Raw genomic sequence first — 17,106 nt, forward strand, 5'->3', positions numbered from 1 at the left:
TCATCTAGTTATGGAAAACTACATAAATGGGACATACAATAAACTACTAGGATACAAATCATTTGGAAGATATTTCAAATCAATGAGGGTGACAAGTGGTGCGAATGAGGGAAGTGAAGATCTATGTAAAAGAAACTTTTTGACTTAACATCTCCACGATCTCAGTAACATTTTTCCCGTCCATGATAGACTGTAAGAATGTACGTACTTCCTCTAGGGACATACCCATATCTCTAGCCTGTTTGATTAGTTGAATCCATTCCCCGTCAAGATTCTGAATCTCTTTCATGGCTTTCCTCCTATATCATTCCAGTCTCATAGCTTTAATCATAAATGGTGAAGGTTAAATTAAAGTTAAGAAATTGGAAAATTATAATAAAAGGAGAAAATTAAACTTTTACGGAAGAAATTTATATCCAAATCCCCTTACTGTAATTATATAATCTGGTTTGGACGGATTTCGCTCAATCTTTTTTCGTAAGGTACTGATATGAACGGACACTGTTTTTAAATCACCAAATTGGTCTTCGCCCCAAACTAAGTCATATAACTGCTCCGTACTAAATACTCGTCTTGGATTGGAAGCGAGTAAAATTAAAAGCTGTCTTTCCTTCGTTGATAAGTGGACGGATTTCCCCCCAACCGTTACCACATATTGTTCTATATCAATATGTAGCTCTCCCCATGTAATCATATGTGTGTTCTCTTCTTCAGACGCTGTCTGCTGGGTGCTACGACGCAAATGCGCTTTTACTCTTGCCATTAATTCTCCTGGATCAAATGGTTTCGTGATATAATCATCGGCACCTATCTCTAGCCCACGGATTTTTTCACTTTGTTCTCTTTTGGCACTTAAAAAAATCACTGGAATGTGGATTTGTTTCTCTCGTAGTCTCTCGCAAACCTTGAATCCATTCATTCCAGGAAGGAGAATATCTAAAATCACAAGATCTGGCATGACTTCCAGAATACCAGCTAGTGCCTCTTCACCATTCGCAAATGAGATCACACGATACTCCTGTTCAAGATAGAGCTTCAATAAATTCTGTATATCTACTTCATCTTCAGCAATAACAACGGTCCTCATTTATTCTCCCCCAGCTTCCCAGTGTAGATAGGCAATGTGAAATAGAAAGAACTTCCCTGTGATTCTAAGCTTTCTGCCCAAATCATTCCGTTATGATAATCAATAATTTCTTTTGCAATAGCCAGTCCAAGTCCAGCATTCCGATACGAATCATATTGTTCAGCATCCGCTCGATAGAAACGGTCGAATATATAAGGAAGTGACTCCGTATCAATTCCCTTTCCATTGTCATGAACACCAATGACTAAGCTCTGATGACTGTGACTGTTCCCTTTCTTCTCCAAGGCCACAGCGATTTCCTCTTGATGTCCCTTTCTTTCTTGCCATTTTTTATAAAACTCCTGATATTCAATGACATCAATCTTAATGGAACCATTCTCTTTTGTATACTTAACGGCGTTCGAAATTAAATTCTCCATCACTTGCCTCATTCGATTCAAATCCATAGAGAGAACCCATTCATTTTGTTCTTGTGAAAGCTGACTATCAAACTGAAAGGCAATGTTCTTACTATTAACATCAGCTTTAAATTGATATAAAAACTGAATAAACTTCTGAACAGATACTTTGTTCAAAGAAAAACTTGCCTGCCTTTCTTCTAATCTGGAAAGGTCATATAGATCCTGTATTAACCGATCAATATAGATGGTTTTTTCATGGATGATTTTCAAATACGTTTGATCACAAGGTTCAATCATCCCGTCCAACATCGCCTTGACATACCCCTGAATAGACGTCATCGGCGTACCTAAATCATGGGAGATATTCGATAATAGATGGCGACGTGACCTCTCCATACTTACCAGCTTTTCTGTACTGATTTGCAGTTCTTCCGTTCTTTTTTGTACCCTTTCTTCGAGCTCTTCATTTAATAAAAGCGCGGCTCTTTCTGCGTTTTCTTTTTCCATTTGAATGATTTTCACTCGATCAGCCAGTGCTAATGAAAGGAGAATCATTTCGATAAGTGACCCTATCAAGGAGGCATGTCTTGTAAAAGTATTCAGTGGCAAAGTTCCTGCATCTGATAGGGAGGATACTAAGCCAGTCAGCAAAAAGATAAACCACGCGAAAAATAAAAAGCGTGCAGCCTTATTCCCTCGTTTCCAGCAAAGAATTGTCGTAGTTAGAACAACAGGAATAAAGAGAATGGTAGAAAGGGTAACAAGATGTAATGCAAGAGAATAGGACATCATTAACACGACGAGTATAGCTATATTGAATACTGTAAGCACATGAAGAATTCTGCTCCAACCCTTTGCATACTGGCGAACATCAAGAAATTTATTAACAAATAAAGCTCCAGCCAAGTTAGAGAAAGCAATGGAAAAAACAATCGAGCGATTATTCCACCATGGGAAGTCCGGCCATAAGAATTGATAAGCAAATCCATTCAGCGTTAATTGTGTCATACTAACTGCGAAGATTAACAGGACATACCATAAATAGCTCCGTAAGCGTAAGGAGGAATATAAAAAGATGTTATAAACAACCATGACGAGTGTTGACCCATAATATATCCCGAAAAGAAGATACTCTATTAAACCTTTTTCCGAAAAGGTTTCCTCATCCCATAATAAAACCGAGAGCTGTAAAGAACCTTCACTTTGGATTTTGACATAATATGTTCTGGTTTCCTTTTCAGGTAGGGATAATTCGAATGTCACATGCCGATGTTTCCGATCTCTCTCAGAGAACGGAAGTAAATCACCGCCATAATAGGCTGTATACTTATTCGTTCCCGTTTGTTCATATAAAGTAATGGAATCGTGAGGGGCATAAGGGAATTCTAGGATGTATTCATCTGCGTTAAGTTGATTGTCTATTTCGAAGCGCATCCAATAGACAGAAGACTTGTAACCATAACTAGGAATGCCTTCTTTATTTTCTGTAAACTGGTTGGAAAAAGTGGTTGAGGACACTTCGTCAATCTTAAGATTTCCCTCCTTATCCTCAAGTATTTCCATATTTTCATAGATCTTATATTTCCCTACTTTTTCTTGGTTGATGATTACGGAAGCTTGGGCTTCGTTTATAATTCCACCGCATATGATGAAAATTAGTAAGGAAAGCATCAACAATATTCTTTTCATTGTGGAACCTCCGTTAGGCATGTCTAACCAATAATTCTATACAAATGTCCCAATTTCCTCCAACATAAGAAGCAATACATATTTCCTATTCTCTTCTTTTTTTGTTGAAATTTTCATTGACATTCTACATAACTAGATTTATATTAAAAGCATAAACGATATTGATAATCATTATCAATAAAATTCCAGTTACGAAATATATTATTAAAGGAGAACCCCTCATGAAAAAACTATTAGTTCCATTTTTACTATTACTTGTTCTTGTTATCAGTGCTTGCGGAAAACAAGCAGAAGAAACGGATAACAGTTCAGAAGCTCCGAAAGAAGAAGAAACACCTACAACGATTACATACGAATCTGAAACAGGCCCAGTTGAAGTACCTGCTGATCCACAAAGAGTCATCCTTCTTTCTGGTTTTACTGGAAATGTATTAGATTTAGGAGTGAATGTTGTTGGTGTTGATGTATGGTCGAAAAATAATCCAACCTTCGCAGAAGAACTAAAAGATGTGGAAGAAGTGTCAGATGAGAACTTAGAAAAAATCATTGAATTAGAACCCGATCTAATTATCGGACTATCCAATATCAAAAACCTTGATAAATTAAAAGAAATTGCTCCAACTGTAACATACACTTGGGGGAAAGTTGATTACTTAACGCAGCACATTGAAATTGGGAAACTATTAAATAAAGAAAAAGAAGCTCAGGCCTGGGTTGATGACTTTACCAAGCGTGTAGAAGCTGCAGGTGAAGAAATTCGAGCTAAGATTGGTGAAGACGCAACAGTATCTGTCATGGAAAGTTACGGCAAAGACCTTTATGTATTTGGTGAAAACTGGGCACGTGGCACAGAAATCATTTACCAAGGCATGAAACTAAAAATGCCTGACAAAGTTAAAGAAGTTGCACTTGAGTCTGGATACTATGCCTTATCTACTGAAGTGATTCCAGAATACGCAGGCGACTATGTGATTCTAAGTAAGTACTCAGATGCAGACACTTCTTTCCAAGAAACAGAAACCTACAAAAACATTCCAGCTGTAAAAAACAACCAAGTGTTTGAAATGCCTGGTGAAGGTGCATCCTTTAGTGACCCGGTTACACTTGAAAAGCAGTTAGAGTTTATTAAAACATCTTTCTTAGGTAATTAATAAAAAAAACAAAGCATCCCTTTTGGTAAAGGGATGCTTTGTTATCTAAGAAGGTTTGCACTTAGGCTCAGGAGATGTCTTTAGGCATATAAATTCTTGACTTAAACAAATCTCCATCCACCTGAATATCAAATCTTCCCTTTTGGATTTCAATTAAGCTTTTTGCAATCGACAGTCCTAATCCACTACCTTGACTTGATCGGGATTCATCACCTCTTGTAAAACGTTCCATTAATTCCTCGGCAGAGATATTTAACTCGTAAGCTGATATATTTTTGAAGGTGATGAGGATTTCTTTGCCTACATCCTCAATATCTATATACACTCTTGATCCTCTAAGTGCATATTTAAATATATTGGATAATAAGTTTTCTAGCGATCTCCATAAAAGTTTTCCATCGGCTTTGATATATACTTTATTCTCTGGATAGTTTAACTTAATATCTAATTCCATGGCTTCAATTTTCGAATTCACTTCTCCTAATCCCTGGGTTATTAATGATATAATATCTATTTGTTCAAAATGTACAGGGATGTTCCCGCTAGACGCTTTTGCTGCCTCAAATAAATCATTAGTTAATATTTTTAGTCTTTTCGATTTTTGATCTAGTACGTCCACATATTCTTCTATCTTTGATAAATCTTTTTCCTGTTTCAACAGATCTACATACGTAATAATCGAAGTCAAAGGTGTTCGTATATCGTGAGACACATTGGTGATGAGCTCTGTTTTTAACCTTTCATTTTTAAGTTCACTATCTACCGCTGTTTTCAGGCCATCGGTAATGCTATTAATATTACCAGCAAGTACAGCAAACTCTCCTTTTCCATCAACAGTGATCGAATGGTGTATATCTCCATCCTTTATTCTTTCTACTCCTTCCTTTATTGCTTTAAATGACTTAACCTTCTTAAAGGCAAACCAAGCTGCAATCCCCAAGGTTACAGGAAACATGAAAAACGTTGCCGCAACCAATAAAGGATAACCAATCACAAGCAATACTGTTTTGATACCAACACTTCCACTTGCGTAGACATCTCCTACGAATGTAAAAAGCTTATAAAATATCGTATAGATTAGGCTATGCTTAAATATGGTTTTATTTTTAATATGCTTTACTAATGATAAAAAGAGGACAAATCCAACTGCTCCAAAGGAAAGTGTTAATGGAATAATGATTACATCGATATTTGTTAAATTGATTTCTTCTATTAATGTAAACCAAAGCGCAGAAAGAAGAATGGATACAACTAGGTTAAGATCAGTATAAAGTTTATCAAATGCATGTAAGTGTACCTCCTGCGCTTTAAACGATTTCTTCCCTATAATAAGTACTAAATAGGATAAGAACACTATAAATCCTATTAGAAAGGCTAGTAATCCATACAGACTTTTTTTAGCTATTTCCTTCTTTTCTTCCCACTGTTTGATCTTAAGATCTAAAAATCCCTCCGTAAAAGATACATATATAACCTGATTATCTGGATTTAGTTGTTGAATACTTTCTGTCATCCGGTAAAGATGTTCATTGTTCGTCACTTCTTTTGGATACAGCTCTTGTTTATATCCCTCAAAAATCATATATGATGGATGCGCTTGAAACTGTTGTTTTTCCTTTAACGTGCTGTTTGAGTATACATTTACACTATCACTAGCATAATACAACGGACCATCAAACTCTTCTAATCTTTGTAATATGGAATGATATTCTCTTAAGTCATTCTGTATCAGCTCATCCCTTGCCTCGGTGAGTTGATCAGCATATTCCTCTTGAAACCTTGCATAGTTAGCTTCTTCACTTTGTTCAGGATTGTAGCTTCTGGAGAACGCTTGGTAATCAGAGTATAATGTTTCTTCCGCACTCCTCATTTCATCGTCACTAATCGTTCCACCTTTTAAAATATGTTCTTCACTCTTATATTCTTCTATTAATATGGAAAGCTTACTAATAATCTCTTCACTTTCCTGTACATATGACAAGCTGTGAAAATAGTCCTCTTCAAATACCGCACCAAAATTTCCACCATTTTCGATTTCCACAACCACAATGTTCTTAATAACCCCCGTAAAACAGACGATTACCAAGATATACATAATTATTTTCGTTATCAGTAAGTGGCTATATTTTTTCAACTTTATATCCAACTCCCCACACCACCTTCAAATATTTAGGCTCTTTTGTATTGATTTCGATTTTCTCTCTAATCTTTCTTATATGAACGGTTACGGTATTTTCTGGACTAAAGGCCGTTTCATTCCATACTTTCTCATAGATCTCCTCTATGGAAAAAACTCTTCCAGCATTAGCAGTCAGCAACTTTAATATTTTATATTGCACAGGTGTTAGATGAACTTCCTCTCCATCCACAGTAATCAATTTCCTTTCATCATCGATCATCAGACCACCTGTTTGATAGACATTACTCCTTGTTTCAAGGCTTCCAAAGGTTGTATATCTTCTTAACTGCGATTTAACCCTAGCGATTAACTCCAGAGGATTGAAGGGCTTGGTTATGTAATCATCCGCTCCAATATTTAATCCTAATATCTTGTCGTAGTCCTCCGATTTAGCTGAAAGCATGATCAAAGGTATTTTATTTTCTTCTCTAATCTTCATCGTAGCTGTAATTCCATCCATCTTAGGCATCATAATATCCATGATAATCAGATGGATTTCATTATTCTCAATCATTTCTATCGCTTCTACACCATTAAATGCTTTATAGACTAGATAGCTTTCATTTTCCAAATAGATTCCTATTGCATCTACAATCGATTTGTCATCATCACAAACCAATATGTTCATGAGCATTCACTCCTATATATAAGTTCAAACCTATTATACCCCCCATGTGTTTTTCATCTAGACTAAGCATACCCTCTAAATATTAATAAACCCCTAATGCAAATCTTAAGATTTTCTTAGTGTTTAAAAAAAGCCAACTCTAAAGTTGACTTTTGAAATCGGGTTTATTCTATTGGTATAAAGAGCAGGTATATTTATCGGTTTTCACGGATGTAATTGGCTACTATTAATCCGCTCTCTACTTGAATACGCACCAGTTTTTGAATAGGAATAAATGTGTAATCAAGCTCATTTTCTAACACATTACAATATTCTTCTAATAACTTCTCACCCTTTGCATGCGCTTCCTTCAGCTTACAGAGGGCTTCTTCATCCCTTTTTTCAAGTAGTTGCAGCCGTTCTATTTCATGTTCACATGTTCGGACCGTTAAACCTAAATACAAACCATTATAAAATTTTGCCGCATAAAGGTTATCAAAAACCTCCGCCATTTTCGCCGATTTTTCAAACTCCGGATTGCTTTCGGCCCATTTGATTTTGGCTTCACTGCCTTCTCGAACATACTGGATGACTTCCTCCACAAGCTTTACAAAAGGATTTTCCTTTTGTATATAGGGGCGAATATCCTGCAGTAGTTGGTCTAAACTAGAAAAATGAGCTTTAGATACTTCCACACTCTTTAAGATTGCTTCTTTTCGTGTCATGTCACTCTCACTCATATCTTCTATCCGAGAATCAAAGAAATAAGGAAGCTCCGTCAGAAGTGTGACACAATCGGTTACGCTTCCCGCATAGTCTGAACTTGACGTACCATTTTTAATATTCGGCTTCTCCCCACTATATTTCTCTATGAAATCATAAGCCTCACCAATGGTCATATTTTTAAAAATCGCTGGTGAAAACTTCGTTATGAAAGGTTCCTCCGGCTCACCTAAATTTAAGGGAATGCCTTGTTTTATGCTTGAATTCCTTAAACCTTCATACAGCTCTGGAAAGTCATGTGTGATATACCAATAAGCGCCCCCAAAGCCAGCATTATGTAACGAGTACATAAACTCTGGCCTAATTTCTTCTATTAATTTCATTAATGTTTTCGTTTCAGGAAGCGGGTTATGAAAATGCAGTTCTTTATAGTCAATTGGAAAGGTCCATTCCACCTGTTCATACCCAATAGGCCGATAATAATTTTTCGTATAGTTATATACTGTAAATGGTCCTTTAAACCAATTTTCATTTAGACGCACACCATCAGGATCAATACACTTAATCATGTACCACGTAAACCCTAACCCTTCTCGTAATTCATCATTCTCAGCTAACGCACGAGAAAAATACTCTAGTGTCATTGCTCCAATCGGTTCATTCGGGTGTGGACAAGCAAAGCACAACGCATTCTTTGGTCCATCGCCAATTTTCATACATAAAATGGGATGCCCGTTTCGTGATCTCCCTGCTTCAAAAACGGTAACAATGTCGGGAAATTCACGAGCAAGCTTCCTACAGCTCTCATCCATTTCATCCACAGTCAGAAAATCTTTGTAATCAGGCACATTATCAACGACAGATTGAACATTCATGTAATAGTTTCCTCTCATCATATTTATTTGGTCCTGATTAATAAATAAACAAAATATGGTGCACTCAGTAATGAAACGATAATACCAACTGGAATTTCTGTTGGGGCTAACAGATTCTTTCCTATCGTATCAGACACCATTAACAGTAAAGCCCCTATAAGCGCTGAGACGGGAATAATATATTGATGTAGTGGTCCCATGATTTTTCTAGCAATATGCGGAACAACCAATCCTAAAAAAGCAATTCCTCCACCTGCTGCAACGGAAGCTCCTGCTAGGGCAACCGCAATAAGTAATAATAGTCGCCTCTCAGACTCTACGTTTGTGCCTAATCCAGAGGCAACATCATCCCCTAAATTGAATACATTTAAAGAGTGGGCTTTATGAAGAGCGATAGGAATTAATAGTAAAATCCAAGGTAATAAAGCAAACACAAAATTCCAGCTAGCATTCCATATATCTCCTGTCAGCCAAACAGTCGCTTGCCTGAAATCTTGTGGATCCATTTTCAATTGAAAAATGGTCAGAAAAGCGGCAAAACCAGCATTTACACCAATCCCGACTAAGACAAGCCGAATCGGATTGACACCTCTTTTCCACGCCAACGCATAGATGATAAGTGCAGCGACAATCGCACCAATCAAAGCAGCAACCGGCATGATAAAAATAGTAAAAGAACTAGTCACATCGAGTTGACCCTTGAAAAAATAAATAAATAAAACGACCGCAAGACCTGCTCCTGTGTTAATTCCTAAAATTCCAGGATCAGCAAGTTCATTTTGAGTAATTCCCTGTAAGATGACACCAGATATAGCTAATCCAGCTCCAATTAATAGAGCCAACAAAATACCTGGTAATCGAAAATCAAACAGAACAAGCTCCTGCCGAGCCGTGCCATTGTTGAATAGTGTCTTCATTACATCTGCAGGGGCAATTTGAATGACCCCTGTGCTTAAACTAACAAAAAACATGAGTAGAATCGTTATGATTAATAAAACAATGATACCAACCAGCTTTTTCTTCTTTTTTGCTTCAAACGCATTCATCATTTTCCACCTCCACTACCTCGAGCTAAATAAAGGAAGAAGGGTACTCCTATAAGAGAGGTAATGGCTCCCACAGGTGTTTCAAAAGGAGCATTCACTAGTCTTGAGACCACATCTGCTAAAACAAGTAACAATGCCCCAAAAAGAATAGATGACGGAATAATCCATCGATAATCGGTTCCAATAATGAATCTTGTAATATGTGGAACAATAAGTCCGACAAACCCAACTGCACCAGCTACAGATACAGCAGCACCTGTAAGGATGAGAATGGATAGAATTCCAAATAATTTAATCATCAAATTATTCTGTCCTAAACCTGTTGCCATGTCTTCTCCTAAGCTAAGCACGGTAATGGATTTCGAGATGGAAATAGCTATAAATAAACCAATAGCACCTGAAATTAACAGAATGGTAACGGTGGTCCAACTTGTCCCATCTAGTCCACCAGCAAGCCAAAATCCCATTTGTTTTTCCAGATTAAAATGTAAGGACAGAATCGAAGAGATGGAACGTAACATCGTCCCGATTGCCACACCTGCTAAGGCGAGTTTTACAGGCGTTAACCCACTAGGTGAAAAAGACCCAACCATAAAAACGAGACCTACAGCTAAACCAGCACCGATAAAGGACGAACTAATTAGCCCCATCGTCGAAATGGTAGGAAAAAATGCTAGCATCAGTACGAGTGCAAAAGCGGCTCCATCTGTAACCCCCATAATCGATGGGGATGCCAATGGATTTCGTGTCATTCCTTGCATGATAGCCCCGGAAACAGCTAGAAAAGCACCTACTAATGCCGCTGAAAAAGCACGAGGCAAACGTAATTCTTGAATAACCTGATGAGTGGTTATTTCTGGATTGAAATGAAATACTGCCTGCCATACCGTTTCAAGCGCAATATTGGTTGACCCGTATGAAACGGATAAGCCAATTGAAACAATTAATAAAAGGATGGTTATAATATTGATGATAAGTTTGGATGTGTTCGAATGATGAATAAATTCGCGCATGGATCTCCCCTGTTTTCTGCTAAATTCTTTAGATTGTCAAAAAGGATTTACAAAATTGAATTGACTCAGTAATTGAAAATGATTATCATTAACGAAGAAATTATACCATAAAGGAGAAATTGATTTGAAAACAAATATGAAATTTCGTCGAATATTAACTATTATGATGGTTGGTTTATTATTTATTATGTCAGCATGTGGAAATGATAATTCAGCTTCTGACTCTGAGACAGAAGGCGAAACAAAAAATTCCGAAATCACATTAGATTCAGCTATGGGTGAAGTAACTATCCCAGCAAATGCTGAAAAAATCCTTGCTCCTTATCATGAAGATGCGTTACTGGCTCTAGGTGTTACTCCTGTTGCTAAGTGGGCCATTGGACAAGCCGTTCAGGAATATTTAGAGTCTGATCTAAAAGATGTCCCAACAATTGAATGGAATCTTCCAGTTGAACAAGTACTAAATCACGCACCAGAATTGATTATTTTAGAAAATAATATGGAAAGCTATGAAGGTACTTATGAAGATTATAACAAAATTGCTCCAACCTATTTAATGACAGAAGAAACCGTTAAAGATTGGAGAAAGCAAATTGAAACGTTCGGGAAGATCCTCGGCAAAGAAGATGAAGCGAAAAAGGTTCTAAGTGACTACGAAGACACCGTTTCATCTGCTCGTGACCAATTATCTGAAGCTATCGGTGAAGAAACAGTAGCTGTTATCTGGGCAGCTGGAAATCAATTCTTCCTATTCGAACAAAACCGTCATAGCGCAGAGGTGCTTTACTCTGAATTAGGAATCAAGCAACCAACATTGATTCAGGAACTAGGTCCGGCTGATGCTGCATCATGGAATCCAATCTCCGTTGAAAAGCTGTCTGAACTCGATGCCGACCATGTATTTTTATTAGCTCTAGAAGGAGAACAAGGAATCGAGACATTGGAAAATAGCTCAGTATGGCAAAGTACACCTGCTGCTAAAAATGGAAACATCCATATCATCAATGATCCAAGTAATTGGACAAATAAAGGATTGCTTGCATCTCAGCAAACAATTGAAGATATTTTAAGTGCGTTAGTAAAATAACCTTTTCAAAAAAAATGCTGTCTCCACATGAGGACAGCATTTTTTTACAAATATTTGGATATGAATTGTGTCTATTTTTCGACTGATAACGGTTATCATTGACTACGTAGTGGAAACCAAATAAAATGAAAGTAACATTTCACGTTTTACTTTAGGGAGAGATATCAATGCACTCATTATCCGCAAAGAATTTAACACTAGGTTATGGGGATACCATCATCATTGATAATTTAGATATCGAAATTCCTAAAGGGGAAATCACTGTTTTCATTGGTGGTAACGGTTGCGGGAAGTCGACCCTACTTCGGTCTTTAGCTCGGTTACTAAAGCCAAAGAGTGGCAATATTCTGCTTAACGGTGAAGAAATCGCCAAAATGAAAACAAAAGAGATTGCAAAAAAACTAGCAATTTTACCACAAAGCCCTGTTTCACCTGAAGGCTTAACTGTATATGAACTAGTCAAACAAGGCAGACACCCATACCGTTCCCTTATCAAGCAATGGTCTAAAGAAGACGAAGACGCCGTTCAACGTGCCCTTGAAGCAACCAACATGCTTCACTTAAAAGACCGCACCGTTGATTCGTTATCAGGTGGTCAGCGCCAACGAGCATGGATCTCTTTAACCTTAGCACAGGATACAGATATCATATTATTAGATGAACCTACAACCTATTTAGATATGACACACCAGATCGAAATCCTTGATCTATTATTTGACCTAAATGAGCAAAAAGGGCATACCATTGTCATGGTTTTACACGATTTAAACCTAGCTAGTCGTTATGCCCATCATATCGTAGCCGTTAAAGACAAAAAAGTATATGCCCAAGGAAAACCTGAGGATATCATTACCTGTCAATTGGTAAGCGAAGTGTTCCAAATGAATTGCAGCATTTCATGCGATCCTATTTTTGGTACTCCTGTTTGTGTGCCACACGGAAAAGGGCGATCGGTTTTGTCGAATTAGGATAGAATCAATAGAACATTGAAGCCGACTCAAGTTAATTGGGTAGGCTTTTTATTTTGTCTCCACTAGTCAACATATTGAACGATAATAGAAGCAATCGTTGAAATAAAAAATGATTGTCCCACTCCAAATAGTAATCCGGTTATAAACCGAACCGGGTTATTACTCTTCCTCCACTTCCACTTTTGTGTAAATCCATCAATTACAAGTGGAACAGCCATAATGAGTGGCACCCATAAAGGTACAACCATGTTAAAAGCTAAGGCTATCGGTGTAAAGAGATAACCAAGTAGCATGGCAAAGCATCTTGCACATAGAAGCATAGGCTTCCCTTTGAAGTGAAGACATCTTTCAGGTATACGATGACATGGGATAGTCATCAAGATTCCCCTCATTATTTTTCCCTCCAATATATAATCACGTTTAATTCGGGGTACAGTCACAATCGAATCCTTTATCTCCATCACAATCGCAATCCATCTTTTTCATTCTTGATAAATTAGGACAATCCACTGCTGCAAAGTTACAGTCGAAACAATCCAAACTCTCCTTCTCTTTTTTACGATTTCTATTTCGATAATATCGGAACATTAAAATTAAAAAAATAATACCTACCCCTGATAGAAGCCCTCCTATTATATAAGAAGTTTCTAAAAGCAAAACGATTCCTGACAAAAGCAAAATTAAAGAAACAGTTAATCCAATAAAGAACATATACTCCCTCCAACGATTATTTTCACATTAGATTCTCCTTACATATATTTCTATTTTAATATATATAGAAGATTAATGTTGACTAAAGTGAGGGACCTGGTTTTGAAAACAACCATTTTGATAAAGGGCTTAGTTCAATGCAAGAAAAAAGAAGCTGTTTTTTTTTTAACAGCTTCTCACTGTAAGACTATTCTCATAGATACAGCAATCTATATTAGCCTCAGAAAAATCAAATACCTCTGGAAGTTTGAAAAACCTCTAATCAATAAATGTGGCATTTAAAATACCCTCCATCATCTTTCCAATGACCTCGAGAAATTACGACGTTTTAAACTGCGAAAAGAACCTTCTAGCATCCCCGTGCCTAAAATAACTCCAAATACGATTAGTATAAAACCAATTAACTGCTCAAGCACAATCTTTTCTCCTAGGAACAGTGCTGACCCAAGCAATGAGAAGAACGGGGTAAGATTGATAAAAATAGCTGTAGAGCCTGCACCTAATTGTTGGATGGCATAATTATATAGCATGTGGCCAAGTCCTGTGGCAAAAACAGCTGAAGCTAGTAAAACTATCCAAACGTACACTGGCTGTTGGAATTGGCTTATCTCAACTGGTTCTATCCAGAAACTAAATCCGAACATCATTAAAGACCCCAAAATCAGCATGATTCCCGTCATTTGTCGTGAATCAAGATTAGTAGTTAATTTTTTTATCAAAATAAAACTAATCGCTTGCGTGATTACTGCTCCAAATATGAATAGATCACCTAATGAAAACCCAGAAACAGATCCATTTCCTTTTAAAATAATAAAATAAACACCACTTAAAGCCGCTAAAATGCCGATAGCCTTGGCAACTGTTAAGACCTCTTTCAGAAAAATCATGGCAAAAATGGAGGTGAAAAGTGGGACTAAGCCCAGAATAAGACCCGTATTTGAACCGGTCGTTAGAGTTAACCCAAGTGCTAAGAAAAGATGATGACCAAATACTCCAAATAAGGCTGCAACGAATATGCCAAGTATATTTTTTCGAGAAATCCTCTCAAATCTCTTTGATAAAATAAGGACCACTATTACCACCAACCCCGCCAAAAACACACGAACACCCTGAATAAAAACTGGTGGAAAATACGTCACTAAAATTTTTATGGCCGACACATTGAATCCCCATATCACCATTAATAAAAATAATAAGATGTACAGTAAACCTCTAGACAAACCTAGCCCTTCCTTCTGGTCCTTGTTCTTACATATGAACAATCTTTTCTATCAAGATTACTAGATAGTTAGATAGTCTGTAAATAAGTTATGTTACATCTGTGATAAAATTAAGAACAATTCCCTGTGAGGTTTCTAAATATGCGGGTCTTTTTTGGGTTGGTTTTAAAAAGAAAATTCATATGAGTGATAGGAACCAAAAGAGGAAGAGGAAGTAATTGTAGAGGGAAAGTAGAGGAACTGAAAAATTTACCATTCCGTATAAACCATTAGCCAAAATACACTCTAACGCTGCCTTCTTTCTGTACTGTTGCTAAACAGTTTAGTATAAAATCCAAGATTTGCTTTTGATCCCAAGTTTGGACATCACTCTCTGAAAGAGAATCACCATTATTGTATAGTTTCTTGTAAGCATTCAAAGCCTTTTCAATTTGTTTTATTGAGAAGGTCGTGCTCTTGCCTGATCCACTTACTCCTGCATAATAACTATATGCTTCAAGTAAACTATACAGTGTAATAGCATTATAATTCCCCATACTAAAACGAGCATAAGCAATTTCTTCTCCTGCTTTATTGTATCCTAGAATATCGTGACCCACTGAATATCCTCCTTTAAAATAAAATTTATTTACTCGAAATGGTATACTAAGAAATAAATGAAATAATAAGTAGTTTATCACTCCTTCAAGTTTGTCTTTCTATCAATCAATTTTTGTTGAAACAGTTTGGAAGAAAAAAAGGGAGTTAAAGTAGATAGAGCGAAGGTTCAATCAAGCGGTTGTTCAAAACATTGGCATAAAATTGAGAGGGTTTCATTTTGTACAAGGTGAAAAAAATGTGTAATAGTGCGGGGCAATGTGAGGTTGTCTATATAATAATTTTATCTTTCAATCTTGTCAACGATTAATAATTCGAAAAAATTCAAGTGAATTAATTAAGAAGGGGCAGACTTCAATTTAGCCCAAAAATCGAATTACATTTTGCAAATAAAATAAATTCAAGATAGAAAAACTAGTCTAAATCTAGTAAGATATCCACATGTGACATAAGATAAGGGGTAAAAAAAATGAGCGTATTAAACGTACAAAATTTAAGTCATGGTTTCGGTGATCGTGCAATTTTTAATGATGTGTCTTTTCGACTATTAAAAGGCGAACATGTTGGACTAGTTGGGGCAAATGGTGAGGGTAAGTCTACCTTCATGAATATTGTTACTGGGAAGTTGCAACCCGACGAGGGGAAAGTGGAGTGGTCACGAAAAGTTCGTGTTGGCTATTTAGATCAGCATGCTGTACTTCAAAAAGGTACTACGATGCGTGACGCTTTGAGTACTGCGTTTCAATATCTTTTTGATGCTGAATCAGAGATCAATGAACTTTATGCAAAAATGGGTGATGAAGGTGCAGATATCGATGCATTACTTGCAGAAGTTGGAGAGCTACAAGAAACTTTAGATAGTAATGATTTCTATCAAATTAATTCAAAAGTTGAGGAAGTCGCTCGTGGTCTAGGGTTAGACGATGTTGGCCTCGATCGAGATGTAGATGATCTTAGCGGCGGGCAGCGTACGAAAGTTTTGCTAGCTAAGCTTTTGCTGGAAAAGCCTGAAATCCTATTACTGGACGAGCCTACAAACTATTTGGATGTTGAGCATATTCGCTGGTTAACTTCTTATCTAAAAGAATACCCATATGCCTTTATCTTAATCTCCCATGATACGGAATTCATGAATCCAGTTTCCAATGTTATTTTTCAATTAGAATTTTCTAAGCTAACACGTTATACAGCAAGCTATGAGAAATTCCTTGAGCTTGCTGAAATTAATAAAAATCAGCATATTAATGCGTATGAAAAACAAATGGAGTTCATCAAAAAACAAGAAGATTTTATTGCAAAGAACAAAGCGCGCTATTCCACTACAGGTCGGGCGAAAAGCCGTCAAAAGCAGCTTGATCGCTTAGAAAGAATTGACCGTCCTGAAACTGCGGTAAAACCAACCTTTGGTTTCAAAGAATCACGCAGCAGCAGCCGTTATGTATTTGAAGCGACGGATTTAGAAATCGGCTACACTCAACCATTATTGCCGAAAATGAGTATGACACTCGAACGCGGTGAAAAAGTGGCGATTATCGGTTGTAACGGAGTAGGAAAATCTACCCTTCTAAAAACGATGCTTGGAAAAATTGACCCTATAAATGGTAAGGTTGAACGCGGCGATTTCCTCTTCCCTTCTTACTTTGAGCAAGAGGTAAAAGCAGAAAATATGACGCCAATTGATGATGTATGGAACGCCTTCCCTTCTATGGATCAACACCAAGTTCGAGCTGCACTAGCACGCTGTGGTCT

Annotated in this window: 16 protein-coding genes; 4 read left to right on the forward strand and 12 right to left on the reverse strand. The window is 37.0% G+C overall.

Translation table 11 applies throughout. The annotated features are described in order from the left end of the window. Positions 1-121: 121 nt before the first annotated feature. The 3 genes from ACGLXV_RS11640 to ACGLXV_RS11650 form a co-directional block, all read right to left on the reverse strand. Positions 122-289 carry an anti-repressor SinI family protein gene (locus ACGLXV_RS11640; RefSeq protein ID WP_119706775.1) on the reverse strand — a complete coding sequence of 56 codons (168 nt, stop codon included), beginning with the start codon at positions 287-289 and terminating at the stop codon, positions 122-124. A 108-nt stretch (positions 290-397) separates the two neighbouring features. Next, complete coding sequence (locus ACGLXV_RS11645) at positions 398-1,087, reverse strand: response regulator transcription factor (RefSeq protein ID WP_391558720.1); 690 nt, start codon at positions 1,085-1,087, stop codon at positions 398-400. Then, positions 1,084-3,177, reverse strand: a complete 2,094-nt coding sequence (locus ACGLXV_RS11650) for a 7TM diverse intracellular signaling domain-containing protein (RefSeq protein WP_391558721.1) — start codon at positions 3,175-3,177, stop codon at positions 1,084-1,086. Before ACGLXV_RS11650 ends, ACGLXV_RS11645 begins: the two co-directional genes overlap by 4 nt. A 221-nt stretch (positions 3,178-3,398) precedes the next feature. On the opposite strand from ACGLXV_RS11650, the gene ACGLXV_RS11655 reads away from it, so the two are divergent. After that, entirely contained in the window at positions 3,399-4,328 is a 930-nt protein-coding gene (locus ACGLXV_RS11655) for an iron-hydroxamate ABC transporter substrate-binding protein (protein ID WP_391558722.1), read from the forward strand. 67 nt (positions 4,329-4,395) lie between these two features. Here ACGLXV_RS11655 and ACGLXV_RS11660 read toward each other — a convergent pair whose 3' ends face one another. The 5 genes from ACGLXV_RS11660 to ACGLXV_RS11680 all read right to left on the reverse strand — a co-directional run bounded on the left by ACGLXV_RS11660 (position 4,396) and on the right by ACGLXV_RS11680 (position 10,771). Next, positions 4,396-6,474 carry a HAMP domain-containing sensor histidine kinase gene (locus tag ACGLXV_RS11660; RefSeq protein WP_391558723.1) on the reverse strand — a complete coding sequence of 693 codons (2,079 nt, stop codon included), beginning with the start codon at positions 6,472-6,474 and terminating at the stop codon, positions 4,396-4,398. After that, the gene (locus ACGLXV_RS11665) at positions 6,449-7,135 is read right to left on the reverse strand and encodes a response regulator transcription factor (protein ID WP_391558724.1); all 687 of its coding nucleotides are present in this window, start codon (positions 7,133-7,135) and stop codon (positions 6,449-6,451) included. Before ACGLXV_RS11665 ends, ACGLXV_RS11660 begins: the two co-directional genes overlap by 26 nt. Before the next feature lie 194 nt (positions 7,136-7,329). Next, positions 7,330-8,712, reverse strand: coding sequence for a M14 family zinc carboxypeptidase (locus tag ACGLXV_RS11670; protein ID WP_391558725.1), 1,383 nt, complete (start codon positions 8,710-8,712; stop codon positions 7,330-7,332). 23 nt (positions 8,713-8,735) lie between these two features. Beyond that, positions 8,736-9,758, reverse strand: coding sequence for a FecCD family ABC transporter permease (locus ACGLXV_RS11675; RefSeq protein ID WP_391558733.1), 1,023 nt, complete (start codon positions 9,756-9,758; stop codon positions 8,736-8,738). After that, complete coding sequence (locus ACGLXV_RS11680; protein ID WP_391558726.1) at positions 9,758-10,771, reverse strand: FecCD family ABC transporter permease; 1,014 nt, start codon at positions 10,769-10,771, stop codon at positions 9,758-9,760. Before ACGLXV_RS11680 ends, ACGLXV_RS11675 begins: the two co-directional genes overlap by 1 nt. Before the next feature lie 124 nt (positions 10,772-10,895). Here ACGLXV_RS11680 and ACGLXV_RS11685 point away from each other — a divergent pair, with 124 nt between their 5' ends. Both ACGLXV_RS11685 and ACGLXV_RS11690 read left to right on the forward strand, forming a co-directional pair. Continuing rightward, positions 10,896-11,858 (forward strand): iron-hydroxamate ABC transporter substrate-binding protein, encoded by a 963-nt coding sequence (locus ACGLXV_RS11685; protein WP_391558727.1) that lies wholly within the window; start codon positions 10,896-10,898, stop codon positions 11,856-11,858. A gap of 167 nt (positions 11,859-12,025) precedes the next feature. Continuing rightward, entirely contained in the window at positions 12,026-12,826 is an 801-nt protein-coding gene (locus ACGLXV_RS11690; protein WP_119706767.1) for an ABC transporter ATP-binding protein, read from the forward strand. A gap of 65 nt (positions 12,827-12,891) precedes the next feature. On the opposite strand, the gene ACGLXV_RS11695 is transcribed toward ACGLXV_RS11690, so the two are convergent. The 4 genes from ACGLXV_RS11695 to ACGLXV_RS11710 form a co-directional block, all read right to left on the reverse strand. Continuing rightward, the gene (locus tag ACGLXV_RS11695) at positions 12,892-13,206 is read right to left on the reverse strand and encodes a DUF2085 domain-containing protein (protein ID WP_391558728.1); all 315 of its coding nucleotides are present in this window, start codon (positions 13,204-13,206) and stop codon (positions 12,892-12,894) included. A 43-nt stretch (positions 13,207-13,249) separates the two neighbouring features. Further along, a complete protein-coding gene (locus tag ACGLXV_RS11700; protein WP_391558729.1) occupies positions 13,250-13,540 on the reverse strand; it encodes a hypothetical protein in 291 nt (96 codons plus the stop codon). Positions 13,541-13,833: 293 nt separating this feature from the next. Beyond that, the gene (locus ACGLXV_RS11705; RefSeq protein WP_391558730.1) at positions 13,834-14,760 is read right to left on the reverse strand and encodes a DMT family transporter; all 927 of its coding nucleotides are present in this window, start codon (positions 14,758-14,760) and stop codon (positions 13,834-13,836) included. A gap of 269 nt (positions 14,761-15,029) precedes the next feature. Then, positions 15,030-15,359, reverse strand: coding sequence for a hypothetical protein (locus tag ACGLXV_RS11710; RefSeq protein ID WP_391558731.1), 330 nt, complete (start codon positions 15,357-15,359; stop codon positions 15,030-15,032). Between the two features lie 467 nt (positions 15,360-15,826). Here ACGLXV_RS11710 and ACGLXV_RS11715 point away from each other — a divergent pair. Then, positions 15,827-17,106, forward strand: a 1,280-nt coding sequence (locus tag ACGLXV_RS11715; protein WP_391558732.1) for an ABC-F family ATP-binding cassette domain-containing protein, incomplete at its 3' end; no start/stop codon positions are given.

This window comes from Robertmurraya sp. (assembly GCF_036676585.1).
GTDB lineage: Bacteria > Bacillota > Bacilli > Bacillales > Cytobacillaceae > Robertmurraya_A.

What these genes read in the sequence shown, in the direction of transcription:
- ACGLXV_RS11640 (WP_119706775.1), bottom strand. Translation starts at nt 289, where the DNA reads ATGAAAGAGATTCAGAATCTTGACGGGGAATGGATTCAACTAATCAAA.
- ACGLXV_RS11645 (WP_391558720.1), bottom strand. Translation starts at nt 1,087, where the DNA reads ATGAGGACCGTTGTTATTGCTGAAGATGAAGTAGATATACAGAATTTA.
- ACGLXV_RS11650 (WP_391558721.1), bottom strand. Translation starts at nt 3,177, where the DNA reads ATGAAAAGAATATTGTTGATGCTTTCCTTACTAATTTTCATCATATGC.
- ACGLXV_RS11655 (WP_391558722.1), top strand. Translation starts at nt 3,399, where the DNA reads ATGAAAAAACTATTAGTTCCATTTTTACTATTACTTGTTCTTGTTATC.
- ACGLXV_RS11665 (WP_391558724.1), bottom strand. Translation starts at nt 7,135, where the DNA reads ATGAACATATTGGTTTGTGATGATGACAAATCGATTGTAGATGCAATA.
- ACGLXV_RS11670 (WP_391558725.1), bottom strand. Translation starts at nt 8,712, where the DNA reads ATGAATGTTCAATCTGTCGTTGATAATGTGCCTGATTACAAAGATTTT.
- ACGLXV_RS11675 (WP_391558733.1), bottom strand. Translation starts at nt 9,758, where the DNA reads ATGAATGCGTTTGAAGCAAAAAAGAAGAAAAAGCTGGTTGGTATCATT.
- ACGLXV_RS11680 (WP_391558726.1), bottom strand. Translation starts at nt 10,771, where the DNA reads ATGCGCGAATTTATTCATCATTCGAACACATCCAAACTTATCATCAAT.
- ACGLXV_RS11690 (WP_119706767.1), top strand. Translation starts at nt 12,026, where the DNA reads ATGCACTCATTATCCGCAAAGAATTTAACACTAGGTTATGGGGATACC.
- ACGLXV_RS11695 (WP_391558728.1), bottom strand. Translation starts at nt 13,206, where the DNA reads ATGACTATCCCATGTCATCGTATACCTGAAAGATGTCTTCACTTCAAA.
- ACGLXV_RS11700 (WP_391558729.1), bottom strand. Translation starts at nt 13,540, where the DNA reads ATGTTCTTTATTGGATTAACTGTTTCTTTAATTTTGCTTTTGTCAGGA.